Origin of the sequence: Pantoea sp. X85 (genome assembly GCF_029623675.1) — a bacterium.
Classification (GTDB): Bacteria; Pseudomonadota; Gammaproteobacteria; order Enterobacterales; family Enterobacteriaceae; genus Pantoea; species Pantoea leporis.
In genome coordinates, this window is record NZ_CP121108.1 from 3,315,251 (window position 1) to 3,341,778 (window position 26,528).

The 26,528-nt window shown below is 59.2% G+C and carries 15 protein-coding genes; 1 reads left to right on the plus strand and 14 read right to left on the minus strand.

Features of this window, described 5'->3' with window-relative positions; all coding sequences use genetic code 11:
• Positions 1–6: 6 nt before the first annotated feature.
• The 12 genes from lplT to P6287_RS15550 all read right to left on the minus strand — a co-directional run bounded on the left by lplT (position 7) and on the right by P6287_RS15550 (position 23,402).
• On the minus strand, positions 7–1,197 hold the full coding sequence (gene lplT / locus P6287_RS15495; RefSeq protein WP_192412026.1) for a lysophospholipid transporter LplT: 1,191 nt from the start codon (positions 1,195–1,197) through the stop codon (positions 7–9).
• The gene (aas, locus tag P6287_RS15500) at positions 1,194–3,344 is read right to left on the minus strand and encodes a bifunctional acyl-ACP--phospholipid O-acyltransferase/long-chain-fatty-acid--ACP ligase (protein WP_137386371.1); all 2,151 of its coding nucleotides are present in this window, start codon (positions 3,342–3,344) and stop codon (positions 1,194–1,196) included. Before aas ends, lplT begins: the two co-directional genes overlap by 4 nt.
• A 189-nt stretch (positions 3,345–3,533) precedes the next feature.
• Positions 3,534–4,928: an efflux transporter outer membrane subunit gene (locus tag P6287_RS15505; protein WP_277974028.1), complete on the minus strand. Its 1,395-nt coding sequence runs from the start codon at positions 4,926–4,928 to the stop codon at positions 3,534–3,536.
• The gene (locus P6287_RS15510; RefSeq protein WP_277974029.1) at positions 4,929–8,033 is read right to left on the minus strand and encodes an efflux RND transporter permease subunit; all 3,105 of its coding nucleotides are present in this window, start codon (positions 8,031–8,033) and stop codon (positions 4,929–4,931) included.
• On the minus strand, positions 8,030–11,182 hold the full coding sequence (locus P6287_RS15515) for an MdtB/MuxB family multidrug efflux RND transporter permease subunit (RefSeq protein ID WP_277974030.1): 3,153 nt from the start codon (positions 11,180–11,182) through the stop codon (positions 8,030–8,032). The genes P6287_RS15510 and P6287_RS15515 overlap by 4 nt, the downstream gene beginning before the upstream one ends.
• On the minus strand, positions 11,179–12,426 hold the full coding sequence (locus P6287_RS15520) for an MdtA/MuxA family multidrug efflux RND transporter periplasmic adaptor subunit (RefSeq protein WP_277974031.1): 1,248 nt from the start codon (positions 12,424–12,426) through the stop codon (positions 11,179–11,181). The genes P6287_RS15515 and P6287_RS15520 overlap by 4 nt, the downstream gene beginning before the upstream one ends.
• A gap of 142 nt (positions 12,427–12,568) precedes the next feature.
• On the minus strand, positions 12,569–13,969 hold the full coding sequence (locus P6287_RS15525) for an efflux transporter outer membrane subunit (RefSeq protein ID WP_277974032.1): 1,401 nt from the start codon (positions 13,967–13,969) through the stop codon (positions 12,569–12,571).
• Positions 13,956–17,093 (minus strand): efflux RND transporter permease subunit, encoded by a 3,138-nt coding sequence (locus tag P6287_RS15530; protein WP_277974033.1) that lies wholly within the window; start codon positions 17,091–17,093, stop codon positions 13,956–13,958. Before P6287_RS15530 ends, P6287_RS15525 begins: the two co-directional genes overlap by 14 nt.
• 9 nt (positions 17,094–17,102) lie before the next feature.
• Positions 17,103–18,239 (minus strand): efflux RND transporter periplasmic adaptor subunit, encoded by a 1,137-nt coding sequence (locus tag P6287_RS15535; RefSeq protein ID WP_277974034.1) that lies wholly within the window; start codon positions 18,237–18,239, stop codon positions 17,103–17,105.
• Between the two features lie 303 nt (positions 18,240–18,542).
• Positions 18,543–18,731, minus strand: a complete 189-nt coding sequence (locus tag P6287_RS15540; protein ID WP_061719884.1) for a hypothetical protein — start codon at positions 18,729–18,731, stop codon at positions 18,543–18,545.
• A gap of 405 nt (positions 18,732–19,136) precedes the next feature.
• The gene (locus P6287_RS15545) at positions 19,137–20,867 is read right to left on the minus strand and encodes a penicillin-binding transpeptidase domain-containing protein (RefSeq protein WP_101761978.1); all 1,731 of its coding nucleotides are present in this window, start codon (positions 20,865–20,867) and stop codon (positions 19,137–19,139) included.
• A gap of 273 nt (positions 20,868–21,140) precedes the next feature.
• Entirely contained in the window at positions 21,141–23,402 is a 2,262-nt protein-coding gene (locus P6287_RS15550) for a molybdopterin-dependent oxidoreductase (protein ID WP_277974035.1), read from the minus strand.
• 196 nt (positions 23,403–23,598) lie between these two features.
• Here P6287_RS15550 and galR point away from each other — a divergent pair, with 196 nt between their 5' ends.
• Positions 23,599–24,600 carry an HTH-type transcriptional regulator GalR gene (galR, locus tag P6287_RS15555; RefSeq protein WP_036649453.1) on the plus strand — a complete coding sequence of 334 codons (1,002 nt, stop codon included), beginning with the start codon at positions 23,599–23,601 and terminating at the stop codon, positions 24,598–24,600.
• A 151-nt stretch (positions 24,601–24,751) separates the two neighbouring features.
• Here galR and P6287_RS15560 read toward each other — a convergent pair whose 3' ends face one another.
• The gene (locus tag P6287_RS15560; protein WP_277974036.1) at positions 24,752–25,201 is read right to left on the minus strand and encodes a GNAT family N-acetyltransferase; all 450 of its coding nucleotides are present in this window, start codon (positions 25,199–25,201) and stop codon (positions 24,752–24,754) included.
• Positions 25,201–26,454 carry a diaminopimelate decarboxylase gene (gene lysA, locus P6287_RS15565; protein WP_277974037.1) on the minus strand — a complete coding sequence of 418 codons (1,254 nt, stop codon included), beginning with the start codon at positions 26,452–26,454 and terminating at the stop codon, positions 25,201–25,203. Before lysA ends, P6287_RS15560 begins: the two co-directional genes overlap by 1 nt.
• Positions 26,455–26,528: the final 74 nt, after the last annotated feature.

Consider the following 26,528-nt stretch of genomic DNA (forward strand, 5'->3'; position numbering starts at 1 on the left):
CACCATCTACCGCCGCGCTTTCCACCACAACACCGCAATCGCCACGGCGAAAATCGCGCCGAATCCGACGCCGGTCGCCACCGCAGGCGCGCCCAGCTTAATCGCCACGGTATACAATCCCAGCATCAGCAGCATCGCGGTATTCTCACCGAGATTTTGCACCGCAATCGCGTTGCCCGAACCCACGGATGCCTTGCCACGCTCCTGCAGCAGCGCATTGAGCGGTACCACGAAGAAACCACCCAGCGCACCAATCAGCATCAAAACCAGATAGGCATTGAGCAAGCTGGTTTGCAACGCGAACACCACCACCATCACGCCAATCAGCACACCGGCTGGCATGCAGCGACGCACGGTTTGCAGCGTCACCAGCTTCGCTGCCGCTGCCGCACCAATCACGATGCCAATCGCCACCATGGCATTCAGCGTGGTCGGGGTTTTGTTATCGCTAATGCCGAGCGCCACCGGCACCCACAGCACCAGCAGGAAACGCAGCGTCACGCCCGCGCCCCAGAACAAGCTGGTGCCGAGCAGCGAGAAGCGCGTTTCGCCGTTGCGCCACAGCAGCTTAGTGGCCGCGATGAAACTGCGCAGCATGGCGCCAAAATGCCAGCTCTGGCCGGGACGCGCCGCCGTCAGGCGCGGAATAAAGATGTTCGCCACCACCGCCATCGCATAGGTCATGGCACACACCACCAGCGCGGCGACCAGGTTCCAGTCCGCCAGAATACCGCCCGCTACCGAACCCAGCAGAATCGCCGCAATGGTCGAACCTTCCATTAAGCCGTTGGCTTTTACCAGCCTTTCACCGCTGGTGATCTCCGTCAGGATGCCGTACTTGGCCGGCGAATAGGATGCCGCGCCAATCCCCACCAGCGTATAGCCGAGGAACGGATTGAAGCCGAAACAGATAACCAGCGCGCCGAGCAGCTTAAGACTGTTGGCGAACATCATTACCCGCCCCTTGGCAAAGCTATCCGCCATCTGGCCCACGAACGGCGCGAGCAGAATGTAAGTGGCTACAAACAGCATTTGCAGGATCGGCTGACTCCAGTCCGGATAGAACTGATTTTTCAGCACCGCCAGCGTCACAAACAACAGCGCGTTGTCGCCAAATGCCGAGAAGAACTGCGCCACAATCACCGCCAGCATGTTGCGCGATAACAGCGGTGCATCCTTATTTAACGCCTGGCTCATGCCTGCTCCTCTTCCGCCAGCTGCTTGAGGCTGACATAGTCCGGTTTGCCGCTGCCCAGCATTGGCAGCTGCTTCATCACGCGGATATCGCGCGGCACCGCCAGTTCCGGCGCGCCAATTTCACGCGCCGCTTTCAGCAGCGTGTCGCGGCCCAACTCGCTGTCGGTAGTAAACAGCACCAACGCTTCACCACGATTACCGTCCGGACGCAGCGACGCCGCATGCTGCTTCTCGTTAGAGGCTTTTAGCGCAATCTGCTCCACAATCTCCAGCGACACCATCTCACCGGCAATTTTGGCGAAGCGTTTCGCACGGCCCTGAATCTGGCAGAAACCGCCTTCATCAAAGCTGACGATATCGCCGGTGTCGTACCAGCCCGCTTCCATCTCGCCTTCGCCGTTATCGGCGACCGGGACTTCCAGCACGCCTGGATTTTCCACGCGCAGATACCCGTTCATTACGTTCGGACCGCGCAGCTGCAGGCGACCGCCCTGCTCAATGCCCGGCACCGAAATCAGACGCGAATCCATGCCCGGCAGAATGCGGCCCACGGTGTGATTTTTCGCCGCCATCGGCACGTTGATCGCCACCACCGGCGCGCACTCCGTCACGCCGTAGCCTTCGAGAATACGGATGCCGTATTTTTCCATGTAGATCTGACGCGTCGCTTCCTGCAGTTTCTCCGCGCCCGCCACCACATAGCGCAGACGCGCAAAATCGTACGGGCTGGCGAAACGCGCATAGTTGCCAAGGAAGGTTGAGGTACCAAACAGCACGGTGCAGTTACGGTCGTAAACCAGCTCCGGCACGATGCGGTAATGCAGCGGGCTCGGATAGAGAAACACCTGTGCGCCGGTCAGCAACGGGGTAAACAGGCCAACGGTTAAACCAAAAGCATGGAACAGCGGCAGCGCCGACATAAAGCGGTCACGCGGGGTGAAATCCGCCACGGTACGAATCTGCTCAACGTTCGCCAACAGACTTTTATGCGAGTGCACCACACCTTTGGGATGGCCTTCCGAACCGGAGGTAAACAGCACCATCGCCGCATCTTCCGGCTGCTGCGCCACCAGCGCACGGCGCGGCATCAGCAGATGCGCCACAATCCACAACTTGTCCTGCAGCGTAACGGTATCTTTCAGATCTTCCAGATAGATCCACTGCACTTCGCTGAGTCCCTGCGGCAAGTGCCACAGGTTGCCTTTTTCGAGGAACTGCCGCGAGGTAAACACGGTTTTCACCTGCGATGCGGTCAACGCCGCACGCATGCCATTCACGCCTGCGGTGTAGTTGAGCATCGCCGGAATGCGGCCGCGCAGCGAAGCACCGAGAATCGCCGCCGCCGTCACCGTGGCGTTCGGCAGCAGCAGACCGACGTATTCACCTTGCTGACTGTAGCGCTCCAGAATGCGGCCCACGCCAAGCGCTTTCTTCAGCAAACCGGTGTAGCTATCCGGTTTGAAGTTGACGTCTTCGATACACGGCTTCATCGCGCCATAACGCTGACGCGCATTCAGGAAAGCTTCGAACAGCGTCTCACGTGGACGCACCGCCATGCGGGCTTCCATCATCACATGATGCAGGTGCTCGCCCGCCAGCGTGCGACGATCGCGCGCGCGCCTGGCTTCAGGCATCGGGATTACCGTTGGCGGCAGCACCGTTAAGGTGATGCGCGGGAACAGGCGCCGTTTAAACACGCCCGCCAGACGACCAAACGGCGTATATTCCGCGCCTTCGATACGCATCGGCACCACGGTGGCACCGGATTTCGCCGCCACAAAGCCGGCGCCGCTGTAGATCTTCATCAGCGATCCGGTCACGGTGATGCGCCCTTCGGGGAAGATCACCACCGGACGGCCCTGATTGATCATGCGCACCAGATGTTTGATCGACATCGGCTTGGTGGGATCGAGCGGAACGAAGTCGATGATCGGCTTCAGCAGACGCATAAACCATTGATCGCTGATCGAGGAATAGACCGCGAACACCGGTTTGATCGGCAGAAACAGCGCCAGTAATACCCCATCCAGAAACGACGTGTGATTGGGGGTGATCAGCACTTTCTCTTTATGCAGTGCCGCGAGGTCGCCGCGCAGTTCCACACGCCACAGCAGGCGGAACAGGAAACGGAAAAAAGTGAGTAGCATGCCAGCTCCTTAGCAATCGTAAAAATGGCTCTTACGATGCAGGATCTGGGGATTTTCGACAAGTGGCGTGGTGATATTCGTGCTGGTTTGGCATTCTTAGCCCCGACCAACATTGCGCAATAAATTGCGCCGCTACGGAATAGGCGCGCTTTTGTAGCGGCGCGATTTATCGCGCAGTGTTGACCTGATTTATGGCTGCCAGCCACCGCCCAGCGCGGCGATCAGACCGACGCTGCTGACCCACTGCGTGCTCTGCAGCGACAGCAAACTCTGCTGCGCGCTCAGGCTGCTGTTTTCGGTGGTGGCGACGTCGAGATAGTCGATCATTCCGGCATCATACTGATTACGCGTTACGCGCGCCGATTCCTGCGCCGCGTCGGTGGCGCGCTGCTGTGCGGCGATTTCGCCCTGCAAAGTATTCAGCTGCACCAGATAATCCTCCACTTCGCCCATGCCGGTCAGCACCGACTGGCGATAGCTGGCAACGCTGGCATCATAGGCGGCGCGCGCCTGTTCGACTTTCGCTGAGGTGGCGCCGAAATCTAACAGCGTACCGCTCAGCTCCGGCCCCAAAGACCAGACGCGATTGGGCAGCGAGAACAAACTGTTGATCGCCGATGAACTCACGCCGCCGCTGGCGCTCAGCGTCAAATCGGGGTAGTAACCGGCAATCGCCACGCCGACCGCCGCATTCGCCGCCGCCACGTTGCGCTCGGCGTAGGCGATATCGGGACGGCGCTGCAACAGCTGCGACGGCACGCTGTTCGGGATCGCGGGCAGCGCGGCCTCCAGCTTCGCCACCGGCAAGGAGAAATCCGCCGGAGCTCGGCCCAGCAGCAACGCAATGGCGTGCTCCATCTGTGCACGCTGCCACTGGTAATCCTGCGCCGAGGCGCGGGCGCTCTCCAGCTGCATCTGCGCCTGCGCTAAGGTGGCGCGTGATTCGCTGCCCGCCGCGTATTTGTTTTCTATCACCGTCAGATAGCGTTGATAGGCCGCGATACTGCGCTGATAGAGCGCGATTTTCTCGTCGATGATGCGCAGCTGGAAATAGTCCTGCGCCAGTTCGGACTGCGCGCTCAAGGTGATATTCGCCAGCTCGGCTTTGCTGGCTTCGGCGCTGGCATGGTTCTCCTCCAGCGTGCGTCGCAGTTTGCCCCACACATCCAGCTCCCAGCTGGCGCTGAGATCGGCGGCATGGCTGTTGCTGACGCTGCGTTGATCGCTGGCGCTGGCGCGGCTGCCGCTGCGCGTGCTGCTGGCGTCGTAGCCTAGCGACGGCAACAACTCCGCGCGTGATTGCCCAGCCAGCGCCTGTGCTTCGCGGTACTGCGCGGCATAGCTGGCAACGTTCTGGTTGGAGATGCTCACCTGCTTCAGCAGACTAGCCAGCGTGGCATCATGATAAACCTGCCACCATTCACCTTTGCTGTTTGCATCCTGCGGCGTCGCCTGCGTCCAGCCTTTGGCTTCTTTGAAATGGGTCGGCATCGCCATGCTCGGGCGCTGATAATCGGGGCCAACCGCGCAGCCCGCCAGCAACATCACGGTGAGCAACGGCGTAATTTTCAGAGACATTTTCATCTATCGGGATTCCACATGACGCAACCGCTGCCACTGACGTTGCGTGGCGCGGCTTAAACGGTCGAGCCAGAGATAAACCACCGGCGTAGTAAACAGCGTTAATAATTGGCTCAGCGCCAAACCACCGGCAATCGCCAGCCCGAGCGGGCTACGTAAGTCGGCATCGCCGCCGCTGCCCAGCGCCAGCGGCAGCGCGCCAAAGAAGGCGGCCAGCGTGGTCATCATGATCGGCCGGAAACGCATCAAGCAGGCTTGGGTGATCGCCTGCTGCGGCGTCATGCCTTGGCTGCGCTCGGCGTGAATCGCAAAGTCGATCATCATGATGGCGTTCTTTTTCACGATACCAATCAGCAGGATGATGCCGATCAGCGCGATCACCGTCAGCTGCGTGTTGGTCAGCAACAGCAACAACAACGCGCCCACACCCGCCGACGGCAGTGTTGAGAGAATGGTGAGCGGATGGATGTAACTCTCATATAGCACGCCGAGCACGATATACACCGCCGCCAGCGCCGCGATAATCAGCCACGGCATGGTGGCGGTAAGCTGGGCGAAGGCGGCGGCGGTGCCGGCAAAACCGGCCTGAATACTGGAGGGTAAACCGAGCTGCGCCATCGCCTGCTTAATCAGCGCCTGCGCCTGCTCCAGCGACACGCCATCGTTGAGGTTAAACGCCACGGTGCTGGTGGCGGATTGGCCCTGATGCGCCACCGACAGCGGCGCGTTGCCGCCCTTGAAGCTGGCGAACGCGGCGAGCGGCACGCGATCGCCGCTGTCGTTAATCACATACAGCTGCTGCAAAATCGCCGGATCGCGCGTATAGCTATCCTGCAGCGACATCACCACATGATACTGATTAAGCGTGTGATAGAGCGTGGCGACCTGACGCTGGCTGAAGGCGTTATTCAGCAGAATGTCGAGCATCTGCACATCCACGCCCAACCGTTTCGCGCGGTCACGATCGATATTAATCACCACTTCCTGACCGCCGGTTTGCGAGTCGGAATCGACGCTGTTCAGCTGCGGGATTGCCGCCAGCGCTGCCTGCACTTTGGGCGTCCACTCACGTAGCAGATCGAGATCGTCGGCCTGCAAACTGTATTGATAGGTTGCGTTGGCGCTGCGCCCGCCGATGTGCAGATCTTGCGCCGCCATCAGGAACATCTGCGCGCCGGCGATATGGCTGGTTTTCATACTCAGGCGGTTCGCCACTTCGGTGGCGGTGGCATCGCGCTTGTCAAAATCCTTGAGGCGCACAAAGAAGTTGGCGCTGTTGCGCGAGCCGAACATGCCGCTGCCCATCGACGACATCACGCTCTCCACCGCCGGATCGGACTGGATGATGTGGGTGAACTGCAGCATTTTCGGCTTCATCGCCTGGAAGGAGATGTTCTGATCGGCACGCAGCGCGCCCATCAGCAGGCCGGTATCCTGATTGGGGAAAAAGCCTTTCTGCACCACGGAAAACAGGAACAGGTTGAGCAGCACGGTCAGCACCAGGCTGAACATCGTCAGCTTTTGGTGCGCCATCACCCAGGTTAACCCGCGCGAATAAGCCGCCAGCAATGCGTTAAGTTGGTTTTCGATAAACTGATACAGCGGATGCGGGCGTTGCGTGACTTTGGGCTTTGGCTTCAGCAGGCGCGCGCACAGCATCGGCGTCAGGCTCAGCGAGACAAACATCGAAATCAGCAGCGATACCGTCAGCGTGACGGCAAATTCGCGGAACAAGCGTCCGACGATGCTGCCCATCAGCAGTATCGGGATGAACACCGCAATCAACGACATAGTCATCGACAGCACGGTAAAACTCACTTCCTGCGCGCCACGCAGCGCCGCGCGTAGCGGACTGAGCCCTTCTTCGATATGGCGCGTGATGTTTTCCAGCACCACAATCGCGTCATCGACGACAAAGCCGGTGGCGATAATCAGCGCCATCAGCGACAGGTTATCGAGGCTGTAACCCAGCAGATACATCACCGCGCAGGTGCCAATCAGCGAGACCGGCAGCGCCAGCGCCGGGATAATCACCGCCTGCACGTTGCGCAGAAACACAAACACCACGGCGATCACCAGCAGCATCGCCACCAGCAGCGTCTCTTCGGTGTCATACAGCGAGGCGCGCACCGTCGGCGAGCGATCCACCACCACTTTCAGTTGCGTATCGGCGGGCAGATTTTTTTCCAGCGCCGGCAGCTGCGCTTTGATGGCATCAATGGTGTCGAGCATGTTGGCACCGGCCTGGCGCTTAATGCCCACCATCACCGATGGCATGGCATTGAGGAAACCGGCCTGATACTGATCTTCAACCGAGTCATACACGGTGGCGACATCATGCAGCCGCACCGCTTTGCCCTGTTTATACGTGACAATCAAATCCTGATACTGCGCGGCTTTATCCAGCTGACCGTTGCTGTCCACCACCCACGACTGGCTGCTGCCCTGCAAAATCCCTTTCGGCTTATTGCTGGTGCTGTTGGCGATGGCGCTGCGCACCGTATCCAGCGAAATACCATACTGCGCCAGCTTCAGCGGCTGCAGATCGATGCGCACCGCCGGTAAGGCGCTGCCCATCAGCGACACTTCGCCCACGCCTTTCACCTGGCCCATCGCCTGCTCGATTTTGCTTTCGGCCAGATCGTAGAGTTCGCCCGGCGTGCGCGTGGCGGACGTCAGCGCCAGCATCACAATCGGCGCATCCGATGGATTGGCTTTGCGATAGGTCGGCAGCGACTCCATCGCGCTCGGCAGCAAACTGCGTGCGGCGTTGATCGCCGCCTGCACGTCACGCGCTGCGCCGTTGATGTCGCGATCGAGGTCAAACTGCAAAATCACGCTGGTCGATCCCTGCGAACTGGTCGAGGTCATCTCGGTGACGCCGGCAATCTGCCCCAGCGAACGCTCCAGCGGCGTAGCGACGGTGGCTGCCATGGTTTCCGGGCTGGCACCGGCCAGGCTGGCGCTCACCATGATAGTGGGGAAATCCACCTGCGGCAGCGGCGCCACCGGCAGCAGCCGATAGCCCAACGCGCCCAGCAGCAGGATCGCCAGCGTCAGCAATAACGTGGCAACCGGGCGGAAGATAAACAGCCGGGTGAGGTTCATCGCTCGCCCCGCGCCTGCTGCTGCTTGCGCTGCATGTAGCGCTTGCCGCGCTGCGCGATGCCATCAAACCACAGGTAAATTACCGGCGTAGAGAACAGCGTCAGCACCTGGCTGACGATCAAACCGCCAACAATCACCAGACCGAGCGGCTGCCGCAGCTCGGCACCGGAACCGGACGCCAGCATCAGCGGCAGCGCACCGAGCAGCGCCGCCATGGTGGTCATCAGAATCGGGCGGAAGCGCAGCAAACAGGCCTGATGAATCGCGTCCCGCGCGCTCATGTGCTGCTTGTTTTCCGCCTCCAGTGCGAAGTCGATCATCATAATCGCGTTCTTCTTGACGATACCGATCAGCAGAATCACGCCAATCAGCGCAATCAGGCTGAACTCGCTGCCCGCCAGCAGCAGCGTCAACAGCGCGCCGACCGCCGCCGACGGCAGCGTCGAGAGAATGGTCACCGGATGGATAAAGCTCTCATAGAGAATGCCGAGCACCACGTACATGGTGATTAATGCCGCCAGAATCAGCCACAGGGTGTTGCCGATGGCGCTCTGGAATGCCGAGGTTTCGCCCTGATAACGCAAGGTGATGCTCGACGGCAAATTCAGCTGCTGCGTCACTGCGGCAATCGCCTTCTGCCCCTCTTCCAGCGAATAGCCTTTATTGAGATTGAACGACACCATCACCGCCGGGAATTGATTGAGCCGCATGTGCATCAGTGAACCGGTGCGCTGGTGAATGGTGGCGATGGACGTGAGCTTCACCATGCCGGTGGTGGTTGTGGTGGTGTCATCCGTGGTGGAAGTGCTGCTGCTCGCGCTGGTCACCGGCAAATAGACATCATCAAACGAAGCGGGCGATTGCTGATACTGCGGCGCCACTTCCAGCACCACGCGATATTGATTGGCCTGGGTAAAGATGGTGGAGACCAAACGCTGACCGAAGCTGTTGTAAAGCGCGGTATCGACGTCGGCGGCGGTAATGCCGTAGCGCGCCGCTTTATCGCGATTCAGCTCGACATAGGCCACGCGGCCCTGATCCTGCAGGTTACTCACCACGCCGTTAAACTCCGGACGCTGCTGCAAGGCGGCGACCATCTTTGGCGTCCAGCGCACCAGGTTTTCGCTGTCGGCATCATCCAGCGTGAACTGATACTGGCTCGGCGACACCTGATCGTTAACGGTCAAATCCTGCGCCGGTTGCAGATAGAGCTGAATGCCCGCCACCTGCTGCGCCGCCTGTTGCAGCTGTTTAATCACCACGTCGGCTTTGTCGTCGCGCTGTTCAAACGACTTGAGGTTGATCTGGATGCGCCCGCTATTCAGGCTGGTGTTGCTGCCATCAATGCCGATGGTTGAGGACAAACTCTCCACCGACGGATTTTGCAGAATCACTTTCGCCAGCGCCTGCTGCCGCTTCGACATCTCGCTAAACGACACATCCTGCGACGCCACGGTGACGCCCTGAATCAGCCCGGTATCCTGGGTCGGGAAGAAGCCTTTTGGGATGGCGATGTAAAGCAGCGCGGTGAGCGCAAAGGTCGCCAGCGCCACCAGCAGCGTCAGCTTCTGATGGTTCAGCACCACCGTCAGCATGCGGTCGTAGCCGCGCACCAGCTTGTCGAACAGTTCGCCGCCTTTACGCGAGAAGCGCGACTGTTTTTCTGGCGGAATGTGCTGCAACAGATAGGCGCACAGCATCGGCGTCAGCGTTAGCGACACTACCATCGACACCAGAATCGACACCGCCAGCGTGATGGCAAATTCGCGGAACAACCGCCCAACCACGTCGCCCATAAACAGCAGCGGGATCAGCACGGCAATCAGTGAGAAGGTCAGCGAGATGATGGTGAAGCCAATCTGCTGCGAGCCTTTCAGCGCCGCCTGCATCGGCGTTTCGCCCTCTTCCAGCCGCCGTGAAATGTTCTCCACCACCACAATCGCATCGTCGATAACGAAGCCGGTGGCGATGGTCAGCGCCATCAGCGAAAGATTATTCAGGCTGAAGTCGGCCAGATACATCACGCCGAAGGTACCAATCAGCGACAGCGGCACCGCCACGCTGGGAATCAGCGTCGCCGCCACGTTGCGCAGGAACAGGAACGTCACCATCACCACCAGCGCCACCGACAGCATCAGCTCAAACTGCACGTCGCTGATCGAGGCGCGAATGGTTTGCGTGCGATCCGACAAGATGCTCATCTTCACGCCGTCCGGCAGTGCCGCCTGCAGCTTCGGCAGCTGCGCTTTGATGCTGTCCACCACCTGAATCACGTTGGCGCCCGGCTGGCGCTGCACGCTGATCACAATCGCCGGACTGTTGTTGGCCCACGCCGACTGGAAGCTGTTCTCCGGTCCCTGTTCGATATGCGCGATATCTTTCAGCCGCAGCGCCGCACCGTTTTGGTAAGTGATGATCAAATTGCCGTACTCATCGGCGGTGCGCAGCTGATCGTTGGCGTCGATGGTCACCGAGTGATATTTGCCGTCGAAGCCGCCTTTCGAGCCGTTCACGTTGCTGTTGCCGATCAGCGTGTTGACGTCCTCCAGCGACAGCTGATGCGCCGCCAGCGCTTTCGGGTCCATCTGCACGCGAATCGCCGGTTGATGGCCGCCCGCCAGCGTCACCATGCCGACGCCGTTAATCTGCGACAGCTTGAGCGCCACGCGCGTGTTCACCAGATCCTGCACCTGCGTCAGCGGCAGCGTGTCGGAACTTACCGCCAGCGTAATCACGGCGGTATCGGCTGGATTGACCTTTTTGTAAGTAGGCGGATTGGGCAGATCGCTCGGCAGCAAATTATTGGCGGCATTGATCGCCGCCTGCACTTCCTGCTCGGCGACATCCAGCGACAGATCGAGGCTGAACTTCAGCGTGACGATCGACGATCCGCTTGAGCTGGTTGACGTCATCTGGCTCAACCCAGCCATTTGACCCAGCTGGCGCTCCAGCGGCGAGGTGACGGACGACGCCATCACATCCGGGCTGGCACCGGGATAGAGCGTGGTGACCTGAATGGTTGGGTAATCCACCTGCGGCAGCGCCGAGGTGGAGAGAAAACGGTAAGAGAAGATCCCAGCGATCAGCACGCCGACCATCAGCAAAATGGTGGCGACCGGACGCTGGATAAACAGGCGAGACGGATTCATTTGGCCTCGGCGGTCGCGGTGGTTTTGCGCTCATCCGCCAGCTGCACTTTGCTGCCGTTGGTCAGGCGATCGATGCCTTCGGTGACCAGACGATCGCCCGGTTCCACTCCGTTGAGAATCGCCTGCTGATCTTCACCAAACGTTGGCCCGGTGGTGACCGCTTTGCGCGTCACGGTGTTGTCTTTATTGATAACAAACACGAAGCTGCCGTCGCTGCTCAGCTGCAGCGCCTGCGCCGGGATCACCGTGGCATGTTTCAGGATGTTGGTTTGCAGCCGCAGATTGACGAACTGGTTAGCGAACAGCGATTCGTCTTCATTCGGGAAGGTGGCTTTCAGCTCAATGGTGCCGGTCGCGGTATCGATCTGGTTGCTGATGAACTTCACCTCGCCCTGCGCCAGCGCGCGGCTGTTGTCCTGATCAAAGGCGGTGGCGGGCAGACTTTGCCCGCCGTGCAGCGCTTTGGTCAGCTGCGGAATGTTGCCCTGCGGCACGCTAAAGGTCACGGCGGCGGGCTGCATCTGCGTCACCACCACGATGCCGGTGGTATCGGTGGTTTGCACCATATTGCCGGGATCGACCAGACGCAAACCGACGCGTCCGCTGATTGGCGAGGTGATGCGCGCATACTCGATATCCAGTTTGGCGCTGGCGATCTGCGCTTCATCAGCGGCGACCGCGCCTTTGTACTGGCCGACGGTGGCGGTTTGGGTATCGAGATCCTGGCGCGATAGCGAGTCCTGCGCCGCCAGTTTCTGATAGCGCGCCAGCGTTAACTGTGCGCTTTTCAGCAACGCCTGATTCTGATTGAGATCGCCCTGATACTGCGCCAGCGTGGCCTGATAGCTGCGCGGATCGATCTGCGCCAGCAGCTGGCCGGCGCTAACTTTTTGCCCTTCGGTAAAGAACACTTTTTCCAGCTGTCCAGCGACGCGGCTGGTGACCGTGACGCTGGCGTTAGGGATCACCGTGCCGAGCGCGTTGAGGTATTCCGGCACATCAGCGCTGCTGGCGACGCCGCTGTGTACCAGCGTGGCACCGCCCATCATCGTCGCCATGCCCGGCGGGCCACCCGCGCCACCGCGATGACCGCCGCGTGCGCCCGGCGGCTTTCCGCCGCCCGGCATGCCGCCGTGACCACCGACCACGCGCCAGATCACGCCCGCCACAATCAACAGCACAAGCAACAACAGGAGCCATTTCAGCCAGCGGGAAAACGGGGAGCGGAAAGCGTTGTTAGTCATCAGGATCTTCAGGTTAGCCAGAAAACGGAAAATCCCCTGTAAAACAGGGGACTATTTCAAGGGGAAATCATCACTACGCGCATTATCGGTTGAATGCCCGCGCGAATTCCATACGCGAACCGTAAGGGTTTCGTTAAGGTGATTAAGATTTCCAGCCGCCGCCTAACGCCTTGTACAGGGTGATTTTCTGGTTCAATTGGCCGAGATGCGCGCTGATCAGCGACTGCTGCGCACTGTAAAGCGATCGCTGGGCCACTAACACATTGAGATAATTGTCGACGCCTTGCTTGAAGCGCAATGTGGAGTAATCGTAGTCGCGCTGATTGGCGCCAACCTCCTGTTGCAGCGCCGTCAGCTGATCCTGCCAGGTATCCTGACCGGCCAGCGCATCGTTCACCTCTTTAAACGCGGTCTGGATCGCCTTCTCATAGTCAGCAATCTCAATGCGTTTCTCGATATGCGCGATATTTAGGTTGGCCTGGTTTTTACCACCGTCAAAAATCGGCAGGTTAATCGATGGCATGAATGACCATGCGCCGGTGCCGCCGCCCAGCAGGCTGCCAAGCGAGCTGCTGGTGGAGCCGCCGGACGCGGTCAGCGTGATGCTCGGGAAGAAGGCGGCACGCGCCGCGCCGATATTGGCATTAGCCGCCTTCAGCGTGTGCTCCGCCGCCATGATATCCGGGCGACGCGTCAGCAGATCCGACGGTAAGCCAGCGGGCGTGGCCGGGAAGTGCCAGTTGGCGTCCAGCGTGGCGTGTGACAGCAGCGTGGCGGGCAGATCGGTGCCGACCAGCAAGCGCAGCGCATCCACATCCTGCCGCACCTGCCGCGTGTAACTCGCCACGTCCGCCTGCGCCGCCCGCACCGTGCTTTCGGCCTGCGCCAGATCCTGATCGCTGCTGGCACCGCCGTCGTAGCTGAGCTTGGTCAGGCGATACGATTCCTGCTGGCTTTGCGCGGTGTGTTGCGCCAGATGCAGCAGATCGTTATCCGAACTCAGCGTCAGCCACGCCGTCGCCACTTCCGCGATCAGTGAAATGCGCGTGGCGCGTTCGGTGGCGGCGCTCGACAGATAGGTTTCCTGCGCCTGATCGCTCAGGCTTTGCAGGCGGCCGAAGAAATCCAGCTCCCACGAGGTGACGCTCAAGCCGCTGTTCAGCTCGTGATAGGTCACCGCGCCGCTGGTTTTGGTGTTGTAGAGATTGGCCGGTTCATGCGCCGAAGTCTGGCTGGCCGTGGCGTTGATCGACGGCATCAGCGCAGCGCGCTGCACCGTGACGCCCTGCTGCGCCTCTTGCACGTTCAGCGCCGCCACGCGCAGGTCGCGGTTGTTATCGAGCGACAGCTGGATCAGGTTGCGCAGCGTGGCATCGGTGAAGAAGTTCTGCCACGGCAAATCGGCGACGTTGCCGACGGGCGTCGCCTGATCGTATTTAGCGTCCACCGGCAGCGCCGGGCGCTGATAGTGCGGTGCCAGCGTACAACCGGCCAATGCCAGCGCGAGCGGCAACAGCGCCAGACGGAAGTTATTCATGTTCATTTTTAACCCCCTCTGCGGATGTTTGTTTCTTACGCGCAAAGAACTGCGAAACCACCACGTAGAACATCGGCACAAAGAAGATGGCGAGGAAAGTCGCGGTGATCATACCGCCCGCCACCGCCGTACCAATCGAATGCTGGCTGCCTGCGCCCGCGCCGTTGGATATGGTCAGCGGCAGCACGCCGAGAATAAACGCCATTGAGGTCATGATAATCGGACGGATACGCAGCCGCGCCGCTTCTACCGCCGCTTCCACCAGCGTTTTGCCCTCGCGCTCATGCAGCTCTTTGGCGAACTCCACGATCAGGATGGCGTTTTTCGCCGCCAGCCCCACGGTGGTCAGCAGGCCAACCTGGAAGAAAACATCGTTCTGCAGGCCACGCAGCAGCACCGCGCTAATGGTGCCGAGGATGCCGAGCGGCACCACCATGATCACCGAGAACGGAATCGACCAGCTCTCGTACAGCGCTGCCAGACACAGGAACACCACCAGAATCGAGATCAGATACAACTGCGTGGTTTGACTGCCAGATGCCTGCTCCTCATACGAAATGCCGTACCACTGCACGCGGAAACCGTGCGGCAGCTGCTTCGCCAGCTGTTCCACCGCCTTCATCGCTTCACCGGTACTCTGGCCCGGCGCGGGCGATCCGAGGATCTCCTCAGCGGTTAAGCCGTTAAAGCGTTCAAAGTGCGGCGAGCCGTACACCCATTTGCCAGAGGCGAAGGCGGAGAATGGCACCATGGTGCCGCTGCTGTTGCGGAAGTACCATTTGTCGAGATCCGACGGTGTGACGCGCGAGTCCGCTTTGCCCATCAGATAGACCTCTTTCACGCGGCCGTTATACATGAACTGATCGATGTAGCTGGAGCCCCACGCCACCGACAAAGTGTTGTTGATGTCGGTCATGCTCAGGCCGAGCGCGCTGGCCTTCTCATCATTGATCTCCAGCTGATACTGCGGCTCATCTTCCAGCCCGTTAAGACGTACCTGCGCCAGATGTGGATCGTTGTTCGCCAACGTAATCAGCTGATGCGCGGCATCCATCATCTGCTGATGGCTGTGCGCGCCGGTATCCTGCAGATAGAGATCGAAACCGGTGGCGTTGCCCAGCTCCATCACTGCCGGCGGCACCATGGCGAAGATTTTGGCGTTCTGATAGTTGGCGAAGTGCGCCATCACGCGGTTCGCCAAATCCTGCACGCTTTGCCCGCTGTGCGTGCGGTCGCCCCAATCTTTCAGGCGCACAAAAGCCATGGCGTTGCTCTGGCCGCGACCGGCAAAGTTAAAGCCCGCCACGCCAAAGGTGGTGGTCACCACCGACGCTTCGTTCTGTTGCAGATAGGCGTTGAGATCGTTGATCACCTGCTGAGTGCGCTGCGATGACGAGTTCACCGGCAGCGTGATCTGCACCATCATCAAGCCCTGATCTTCACCCGGCAGGAAGGTGGTCGGTACACGGGTGAACAAAAATCCCGTCACGCCAACGATCACCAGATAGATCATCAGGAACAGGCCGCGACGGGAAATCACTTTGCTGACGCCGTGGGTGTAGTGCATTGCCCCGCTGTCGAACTTGCGGTTAAACCAACCGGCGAATCCGGTGGTTTTGTGCTCCGCCGCTGCCGGTTTCAGCAAGGTGGCGCACAGCGCAGGCGTGAAGATCAGCGCCATGATCACCGACAGCGCCATCGCCGAGACGATGGTGACCGAGAACTGGCGGTAAATCACGCCGGTCGATCCCGAAAAGAACGCCATCGGCAGCAGCACTGCCGACAGCACCAGCGCAATGCCAAACAGCGCGCCCTGAATCTGCTGCATCGATTTAATGGTGGCGGCTTTTGGGTCGAGCTGCTCTTCGTGCATTACGCGCTCAACGTTCTCCACCACCACAATGGCGTCATCCACCAGTAGCCCGATGGCCAGCACCATGCCGAACATGGTGAGGGTGTTAATGCTGTAACCAAACGCCGAAAGAATGCCAAAAGTGCCCAGCAGCACCACCGGCACCACCAGCGTGGTGATCAGCGTGGCGCGCAGGTTTTGCAGGAAGATCAGCATCACGAAGAACACCAGCACCACCGCTTCGATCAGCGTTTTCACCACCTCTTCAATTGAGGCGCTGACCACCGGCGAGGTGTCGTACGGATACTGAATCTCGACGTTATCCGGCAGCGAATCTTTCAGGTCGGCGATGGTTTGGCGCACCGCCTTGGCGGTATCCAGTTCATTGGCACCGGTTGCCAGACGCAGCGCGATACCGGCGGCCGGTTTGCCGTTCATGGTGGCATCGATGCCGTAGCTTTGCGGCCCGAGCGCGACGCTGGCCACATCTTTCAGCCGCACCTGCGAGCCGTCGCTATTCACCTTCAGCAGCACATTCTCAAACTGCTGCACGGTGGTGAAACGGGTTTTGCCGAGGATCGTCGCCTGGGTTTTTGCGCCCTGAATGGTCGGCAAACCGCCGAGTGAACCGGACGACACCTGCACGTTCTGGTTATCAATCGCCGTGGTGACATCGCTCGGCATCAGGTTGTATTTGTACAATTTGGCCGGATCGAGCCAGATGCGCATCGCGTATTCGGATCCCAGCACCATGAAGTCGCCGACGCCCGGCGTACGCGAGATCGGATCTTCCAGTTTCGACACCAGCATGTCGGCCAGATCGCCGTTAGTCAGCTTGCCGTCTTTGGCGATCAGCCCGATGACCATCATGAAGTTTTTCTGGTACTTACGGATGCGGATACCTTGCTGGGTGACATCGGTGGGCAGCTGCGACTCCGCTAGCGACACGCGATCCTGCACCTGAACCTGGGCGATATCGGGATTGATGCCCTGATTAAAGGTGGCGATGATCTGCGCGCTGCCGTCCGAGGCGCTGCTCGACTCCAGATAACGCAAACCATCCAGGCCATTCAGCTGCTGCTCAATGACCTGCACCACGGTGTTTTGCGTGGTTTCGGCGCTGGCACCCGGATAGGTCACCGAGATAGAGACCGCTGGCGCGGAGATATTGGGATATTGATTGACCGGCAAACTGATGGCGGCAATCGCGCCGACCAGCATCACGATAATGGCGATAACCCAGGCGAAGATTGGACGTTCAATAAAAAACTTCGACATGCCGCCCCCTTATTGCGCCGCTGCGTCAGTCATCGAAAGACTCACCGCATTGGCGGATGGCGTGTCGTTGGTATTGGCGGCGGTGGTGGTCACTTTCACCCCGCTGCGCACGCTTTGCAGGTTGTTCACCACCACGTTTTCCCCTTGCTGCAGGCCCGAGGTCACCAGCCATTCTCCGTTGATCATCTCGCCGGTGTGGATACTGCGCTGCTCGATGGTGTTGTCGCTTTTCACCACAAAGACATACGGCTGACCTTTGGTGTCATGCATGATCGACTCTTGCGGCAGCAAAATGCCTTGCTGCTGAATGCCCTGCGGGAAGCTGGCATGCACGTACATGCCCGGCAGCAGTTCGTTATTCGGGTTCGGGAACACCGCGCGCAGCACCACGGTGCCGGTGGCGGTATCGACGTTCACTTCCGAGAACGCCAGCCTGCCCTGCTCGGCGTACTGGCTGTTATCTTCCAGCGACAAGCCCACGGCGGCGGTGTTGTCGGCCACTTTGGCGATTTTGCCATCGGCCAGCGCACGGCGCAGGCGCAGCAGATCGGTGGAGGATTCGCTGACATCGACGTAGATCGGATCAAGCTGAGTGATGGTGGCGAGATAATCGGTTTGCCCGTTGGTGACCAGCGCACCGGCGGTGTACAGCGAGCGGCTAATGTGGCCGGAAATCGGTGCTTTCACCAGCGTGTAGTCGAGATTCACTTTGGCGGTTTCCACGTCGGCCTGCGCTTCACGCGCGGCGGCGACCGCATCGTCGTAGGTTTGCTGGCTGATGGCGTGCGCGTTGGCCAGCGGCTGATAGCGCTTCACCACCATCGCATCGTTCTGCCAGGTCGCCATGGCTTTGTCGTAGGCGGCTTTATAGGTGGCCGGATCGATTTGATACAGCGGCTGGCCGGCTTTCACTTCACCGCCCTCGGTAAACAGGATTTTTTCAATTACGCCGCTCACCTGCGGACGCACCTGCGCAGTTCTCACCGCCGTGGTGCGGCCTGGCAATTGGCTGACAAGCGTAACGGGTTGCGCTTTCAGGTTGACCACCCCCACTTGCGGGGTGGCGGATGCGGCGGGCTTTGCTCCGCCCTGGTCACAGGCTGCCAGTAAAAACACCACGCTGGCAGAAAGAAGTTTCAGGCGCATAGTTGTTCTCTAAAAGATAGGAAGGGAATAGTCACGAAGGTAATGACTTGAAAGCCATTGTAGGGAGGCGGGTTAAGCGGGGTTGTTAAGGTTGCGTAAAATATATTTTCCAAAGGAAAATGGTAAACCTTTCGTGCCATAAAGGGTTGGGATTTTTAGCGTTTTGCGGGTTTTCAGCCCCGAAATCGATTATCGAAAATTTCGTAGCGGCGCAATTTATTGCGCAAGATAACAGCGGGAAAAAGGTCAACGGAGCGCAATGAATTGCGCCGCTACGGTTATGTGCACGCAATAACAACCGATTCAACCTTTGGGTTCAATGCCGCGGCGGCGCAGCTCGCGGCGCGCCAGCTCTTTTAACCAGCACGACAGCGTGACGTTGTCGTCGTCGGTCACACTGCGCAGCTGCTCGTGCAGCTCTGGGTGAATACGTAACTGAAACGCCGAAGAACGGCCCTCGCCTTTTGGCGTGCGGTCTTTGGTTTTTGGCATCGCGGGTTGGCCTCAACGAGTCGCAATAAAAAATCGCCCCTTAAAGCGCTACCAACACCGTAAGGGGCTAGCGAACCGCCATGGAATGCGACATCGCGGTGCGTTACCTACAGGTTACACAACCCGATATTTTTATGTTGCCGGGGAAGTGTTAAGACTCAGACAAGAGGTGTGAGCGAGTTCGCACGGCAGTAAATTACAGGCAAAAAAAACCCACGCTTCTGCGTGGGTCGGTGTAATAACAGGGTACTGCCAAAGCAGCTTGTTTCACACCCATCAATACCTCTGGGATCTCCATACTCGCACCGATGAGTCGGTGAAAGACAGGTGCAAAAAGCAACGGTGTTTGGGGAAGTGAAACGAGGTGTTAATATTCTCCACACCTCACTTACACTTTTGATTTAACTAAGATTTGTCTGAAGAAGGTTTACTGTAGATCGCATCGGGTGCCACGTTCATGTGCTTGAGTACCGGGCCCATGATGTTGCCGAAGATCGGTGCCGCCACCGAGCCACCAAAGTGATCGCCCGCGGTGGGATGGTTGATCATTACCACCAGCGCCACTTCCGGATGGCTGGCGGGCGCGATGCCGGCGGTGTAGTTGATATAACCGCCATCGTACTTGCCGCTGGTGCCCATCTTCTCTGCGGTACCGGTTTTGGTCGCCAGACGATAACCCGGCACCGCCGCTCTTACCCCGGTCCCGCCCGGCAGTACGTCGCTCTCCAGCATATGCACCACGGTTTGCACCACCTGCGGATTCGCCACCTGTTTGCCTAACACCGGCGGCGTCACTTTGGTGATCGACAATGGACGATAAACGCCGTACGAACCAAGCGTGGCGTATTCACGCGCAATCTGCAGCGGCGTGACGCGCAGGCCGTAGCCAAAGGCAAAGGTGGCGCGTTCGATATCGGCCCAGCGCTCGCGGTGCAGCGGGAAGTACCCCACGCTTTCACCGGTCAATCCCAGCCCGGTAGGTTTACCCAGGCCAAATGCCTGATAGGTATTAACCAGCGCTTCAGCGGGCATCGCCAGCGCAATGTGCGAGACGCCGATGTCACTCGATTTCTGCAAAATGCCGGTCATGGTGAGGCGCGGCCAGTGACCAACGTCGCGAATTAAGTGGCCGTTGACGCTGTAAGGCGTGGTATCGATCACCGAATCGGCGCGCACCAGATGGCGTTCCAGCCCTTCCATCACCACCAGCGGTTTCACCGTGGAGCCGGGTTCGTAACTGTCGTTGATCGCCGAGTTACGCATCTGCGCCGGCGTGGCATTTTCATAGTTGTTCGGGTTGAACGACGGATAAGAGGCCATCGCCAGAATTTCGCCGGTATCGATTTTCACCAATACCGCCGCACCCGAATCCGCTTTGTTAAGCAGCACGCCGTCGCGCAGTTTGCTGTAGAGCGTGAATTGGTCGAACTTATCGATACTGAGCTGCACGGTTGGCGGCTGCTGTGGCGGCTGGTAATCGATCATCGCAATGATGTTGCCTTCACCATCCTGACGATAAACTTCTTTGCCCGGATCGCCCTGCAGCACATGGTCGAAGCCCTTCTCGATGCCGTTCAGGCCGTTGCTGTCGGCCCCTACAATGCCAATCAGCGGCGCAGCTGCTTCACTCATCGGATAGAAACGGCTGTCGTTATACACCGAGCTGATACCTTTGAGTTTCAGCTCGGCGATATCTTTGGCGATGCCGAGTTCGATTTTGCGGCCCAGATAGAGGAAGCGTTTTTTCGGGTTGGCGGTGATGGCCGCGCGCAGATCTTCCGGACGCTGATTGAGCGCGGCCGCCAGATAAGCCCATTTGGCGCTGGTGAAATCGGGATTTGCCTCCAGCACGCGCATTGGATCGGCGATGATGTCACGTGCCGGAACGCTCAGCGCTAACGCCTGGCCGTCACGATCCAGCAAGGTGCCACGGTTAGTTGGCAACGTTACGGTACGCAGCGAGCGCTGATCGGCTTCGTGCTCCAGCATCGGATGCTTGATCAGCTGCAGGTCACCAACGCAAATCAGCAACAGCACCAAACAGCAGAAAACGCCAAGGCAGATCAGGCGAAAACGAAACGGGTTAAAGGGCGCTTTTATCTGGTCTTTTCCCAGAAATTTTTTTATTTGAGGCATGGCAATCCGCTGCTGTAAGTGAATCTGAAGCTTATTGCTTGCAGTTATAAAGAAACGTAAAGCGAGTTGACAGGAAAACTGTGTTTCGATTCGTTAAGCAAAAAAAAACCTGCGCATCTGCGCAGGTCGGTGTAATCAAGAAAACTTTTTGATGTTCACCCATCAATACCTCTGGGACCCTGACTGTAGCAAGGTGGCACGCTGGGAAACCATCGCCTAAACGCAACAGTTACCGGCAAAATGTAACCAGCGATGAGATTATTCGTTGCCCATTCACATCAGATGTTTTTTGATTTCCACCAGGCAACTCATGGCGTTAGGACCCTGCGTTAACGACGAGGTGCCGATATCCAATGTCAGGACATTCGGGTTGCCGGCGCGATCCCACGGTTGCCAGGCGCGACCAAAGCCAGGATCGAACCAGGCGCCGGTAGCGATGATCACCACGCCCGGCGTTACACCGTCGGTCAGGCGCACACCGGCCAGCATGCGCCCGCGCGCATTGCTCACCTCAATCTCATCGCCATCCTGAATATCACGCGTTGCCGCATCCTGCGGATGCATATATAGCGTCTCATGTCCGGCGGTTTTGTTGCCTTGCACCGTGGCGGTGGCGTCCATCTGGCTGTGCAGACGATCGGATGGCTGAATCGAGATCATATGCAGCGGGAACTGTGAACTGAGCGGCGCGCCCAGCCACTCTTGCGGCTCGCGCCACTCGGGATGTCCGGCGAAATCCTCCAGCTGATAATCGGCAATGGTTTGGCAGAACAGCTCAATCTTGCCACTGGCGGTTTGAATCGGATGCGTTTCTGGGTTAGCGCGGAAATCATCCATAAACACGAACGGCTTGCCGCCTTCGGGAATCTCGACAAAACCGCGCTCCCAGAATTCCCCGAACTCCGGGAACGGAATATCACGGCGCGCATGCGCTACCGCGCACTGCTGATACAGATGCTCAATCCACTGCATCTCATTGCGCCCTTCGGTGAACACATCACGATAGCCGAGGCGATCGGCGATATCAGCGAAGATGTCGAAATCATTGCGCGCCTGATGCTGCGGCTTGATCGCCTGATGCATCGCCAGCACGAAGCGATCGCGCGACGATCCGCCGATGTCGTTACGCTCCAGCGTGGTGGTGGCGGGCAACACGATATCCGCCATCTGCGCCGCCGGCGTCCAGACGATATCCTGCACAATCACGGTATCCGGGCGCTGCCAGCCTTCCACCAGACGATTGAGCTGCTGATGATGATGGAACGGATTGCCGCCCGCCCAGTGCACCAAATGGATATCCGGATAGTGCTGGGTTTCACCCTGGAATGCGTACGCCTGGCCGGGATTGAGCAGCATGTCGCTGATGCGCGCCACCGGAATCGACAAATTGCCCGGATTCGGGCCGGTGCTCATCATGGGTGCCGGGCCATCCTGACGCGGATTGCCGACGCTGTTCATCGAGCCATGACCAAAGGAGAAACCGCCGCCCGGCAAGCCTGGCTGACCGAGCATTGATGACAACGCAATCATCATCCAATACGGCTGCTCGCCGCGATGGGCGCGCTGTACCGAATAGGAGCAGGTAATAAAGCTGCGTTTGCCGATCAGCTGCTGCGCCAGCAAAGCAATGCGCGCCGCCGGAATGCCGGTAATGCTGCTGGCCCACTCAGGCGTTTTGGCGATGCCATCGCTTTCACCGAGCAGATAGCCGCGCAGCTGCGGCCAGCCGGTACAGTGGCTGGCGAGGAAGCTTTCATCCAGCGCGTTACGCCTGGTGATTTCAAAACCCAGCGCCAGCATCAGCGCCACGTCGGTGTTCGGGCGAATCGGAATCCACTCGGCATTGACGAACGCCGGGCAGTCATCGCGCATTGGGCTGATGTTAATAATTGGCGTGCCTTTGGCGCTGAGCTGCTCCAGCGCCGGTTTCAGGCTGTGCTGCCCTGCGCCGCCGGACGCCACCTGCGCGTTTTTCAGCGCCAGGCCGCCGAAGGCGATAAAGATGTCGGCGTGCTGCACCACTTCCGGCCAGTCGGTGACGCGGCCGGTGAGCGGCATGTAGGTGCCAATCACGTACGGCAGGAAGAACTGAGCCGCGCCCCAGCTGTAGTTACCTTGCTGGTCGACGCCGCCGCCGCCCTGAAAATAGAAGCGACGAATCAGCGTGCGCGCGTGGTTGACGCGTCCCGCCGATGACCAGCCGTAAGAGCCGTTGAAAATGCCCGCTGCGCCGTAGCGATCGCGCACGCGGCGATTCTCTTCAGCCACTAAATCCAGCGCGGTATCCCAATCTACCGCCACGAAGTCTTCCCGACCGCGTAAGGTGCGATCGCTGTTCTCGCGCGACTTCAACCATGAACGGCGCACCATCGGCTGGCGAATACGCTTATCCGAATAGACCAGTTCAGGAATGGTGTTGAGCATCGGCGAGGGATCGGCATCGGCGAAGAAGGGTTCACAGCCAATCAGGCGATCGTTTTCGGTGACGGCAGTGAATGCGCCCCAGTGCGCCAGGTGTGGCACGCGAGTTTTCATGGTTTTTGGTCCGGCAGGCAGGTGTGATTATGTCTGGCAGCATAACATGAGCCTGTAACCGAGCTAAAGCGCGGCTGTGAGCGCCTGATTTTCCGTGCTTTTGCGACAGCGCTGGCATTCTGCCGGGTTGCTACAGGGTGGGTTTTCCGTAACACTGGTGGCATGTGTAAACGTTTTCCCGGATGTCGATAATCGCATGGCTACCATTAAGGATGTTGCCCGAATGGCTGGGGTGTCGGTTGCGACCGTCTCCCGCGTCATCAATAATTCGCCCAAAGCCAGCGAGAGTTCTCGCCTCGCCGTTACGGCGGCAATGGAGCAGTTGCAGTATCACCCGAACGCCAACGCACGCGCCCTGGCGCAGCAATCCACCGAAACCCTGGGTTTAGTGGTGGGCGATGTTTCCGATCCGTTTTTTGGCGCGATGGTCAAAGCGGTGGATGAAGTTGCGGGCCAGACCGGCAACTTTTTGCTGATTGGTAACGGTTACCACAATGAGCAAAAAGAGCGTCAGGCGATTGAGCAACTGATGCGCCATCGCTGCGCCGCCTTAGTGGTGCACGCCAAGAAAATCCCCGACGACGATTTAGAGATGCTGATGAAGCAGGTGCCGGGCATGGTGCTGCTGAATCGCCTGCTGAAAGGCTTTGAACATCGCTGCATCGCGCTGGATGACCGCTACGGCGCCTGGCTGGCAACGCGTCATCTGATTCAGCAAGGCCATACGCAAATCGCCTTTATCTGCTCCACGCACACCATTTCCGATGCCGAAGATCGTCTGCAAGGCTATTACGACGCGCTGAAAGAGCACGGTTTGCCGTGTAATGACCGTTTGGTGGCGTGGGGCGAACCGGACGAAGTGGGCGGCGAGCAGGCGATGACCGAATTGATGGGACGCGGCAAGCAGTTCACGGCGGTGGCCTGTTACAACGATTCGATGGCCGCCGGTGCGCTGGCGGTGCTGAGTGATAACGGCATTCGCGTGCCGGAAGAGATGTCGCTGATTGGCTTCGATGATGTGCTGGTGTCGCGCTATGTGCGCCCGCGTTTGACGACGGTGCGTTATCCGATTGTCACGATGGCGCAACAGGCGGCGCAACTGGCGCTGGCGTTAGCCAATGGCAGCGAGATGCCGGAAGTGACCAATATGTTTAGCCCCACGCTGGTAAGACGGCATTCGGTGAGTGGGCCGGGTTAAATCCTGGTGCGCGCTTTCCCTCACCCTAACCCTCTCCCGCAAGCGGGAGAGGGAATGATTAGGTGGAGTGGACCTCGGATTTACAGCTTGCTCGGGCGGCTCCTTCTCCCGCTTGCAGGAGAAGGCTGGGATGAGGGACAACGCGCACCCATCACAAATCCCGCGAATACACCTTCACCCGCACATCCGGGAAATCCAGCGCGTCGCATTGATACTGCCAGCCAAAACGTTCGTAATAGCCGCCAAAGGTGGACCATAACCACAGCTTGTCATGACCGCGCTGCTGCGCGAAATCGATCACATGCTGCTGCAGCGCTTTGCTCAATCCCTTGCCGCGCGCGGACTCCTCAACAAACAGCGCCGCCACCCACGGCGTGAGATCCTGACGGCTGATCAAATCGCAGCGCCAGAATCCCACCGTACCGAGCGGTATGTCGCCGTCAAGCGCCACGAAGGTCACCGGAAAGTCGGCGCCGTTGAGGCTGCTGCGCACAATGCTGTGGTAAAACTCACGCGACGTACCGTCACCAAACGCCTGCCACAGCCAGTCGGTGATCTGCGTGGCGTGATGCGGCACCTCGCTGAGCGCAACGATCTTCATCAAATCAGCTCCAGCGCCAGCAGCTCCTGAATGGTCTGCGCACGACGAATTTCACGCGCCGCGCCATTCTCGAACAGCACTTCCGGAATCAGTGGACGGCTGTTGTAGTTCGACGACATCGACGCGCCGTATGCGCCGGTATCGTGGAACACCAGATAATCGCCGACCTGCGCCACAGGCAGCGCACGGGTTTCTACTTTGCCACCTTCCAACTGCGTGAACACGTCGCCCGATTCACACAGCGGACCGGCCACTACGCTCTCCACGGTGGCGTCGCCCAGCGCGCGGCCATCGACCGGCAGCAGAGAAATGTGGTGATAGCTGCCGTACATTGACGGACGCATCAAATCGCTGAAACCGGCATCGACCAGCACAAAGTGACGGCTGCCCATCTCTTTTACCGCGCGAACCTGTGACACCAGCACGCCCGATTCAGCAACCAGGAAGCGGCCTGGCTCAATCTCCAGTTTCACCGCATGATCGAGGTGCGCAGCGATACGCTCACGCGCGCCGTTCCACAAGCCGTAATAGTGCTGGGTATCAATGGCTTCTTCGTCAAAACGATACGGAATCGACAAACCGCCACCGGCAGAAATCGCTTCCAAATCCTGCCCAAATGCCACCACCTGATCGACCATCGCGTCACACACCTGCTGCAGATGGCCATAATCCACGCCGGAACCGATGTGCATATGCAGGCCGACCAGACGCAGGCCGTGCTGCTGAATCGCCGCCAGCGCCAGCGGCAGATCGCTGTGCCAGATGCCGTGTTTACTGTTCTCACCGCCGGTGTTGGTTTTCTGGCTGTGACCGTGACCAAAACCCGGATTGATGCGCAGCCACACCGCGTGGCCCGGCGACAGCTCGCCCAGTTGATGCAGCATATCCACCGAACCGGCATTGACCGGCACTTTCAGCTCGGCGATACGCGTCAGGGTTGGCTGATCAAACACATCGGCGGTGAAGACGATATCTTCGCCGCCCGGCTGATAACCAGCGGCAATGGCACGCTCGATTTCACCCAGCGATACCGAATCGACTTTGACGCCCGCCGCACGCATCAGACGCAAAATGTGAATGTTGGAGCAGGCTTTCTGCGCAAAACGCACCACGTCGAAGGCGCCGAGCTGCGCAATGCGCTGCTGAATAATCGCCGCATCGTAAGCCCAGAATGGGCCGGCATAACGCTGCGCCAGCGGCAGTAAGTTGGCGGCAGTTAACGCGGTTTCGGTGTTGTTGAGTGGGCGTGGCATGTCAATTCTCCTGTGTCATCGGTGCTATTTAGCCACAGCGCATCAATTCAGAAAAATATCTGTTTTAGCGACGT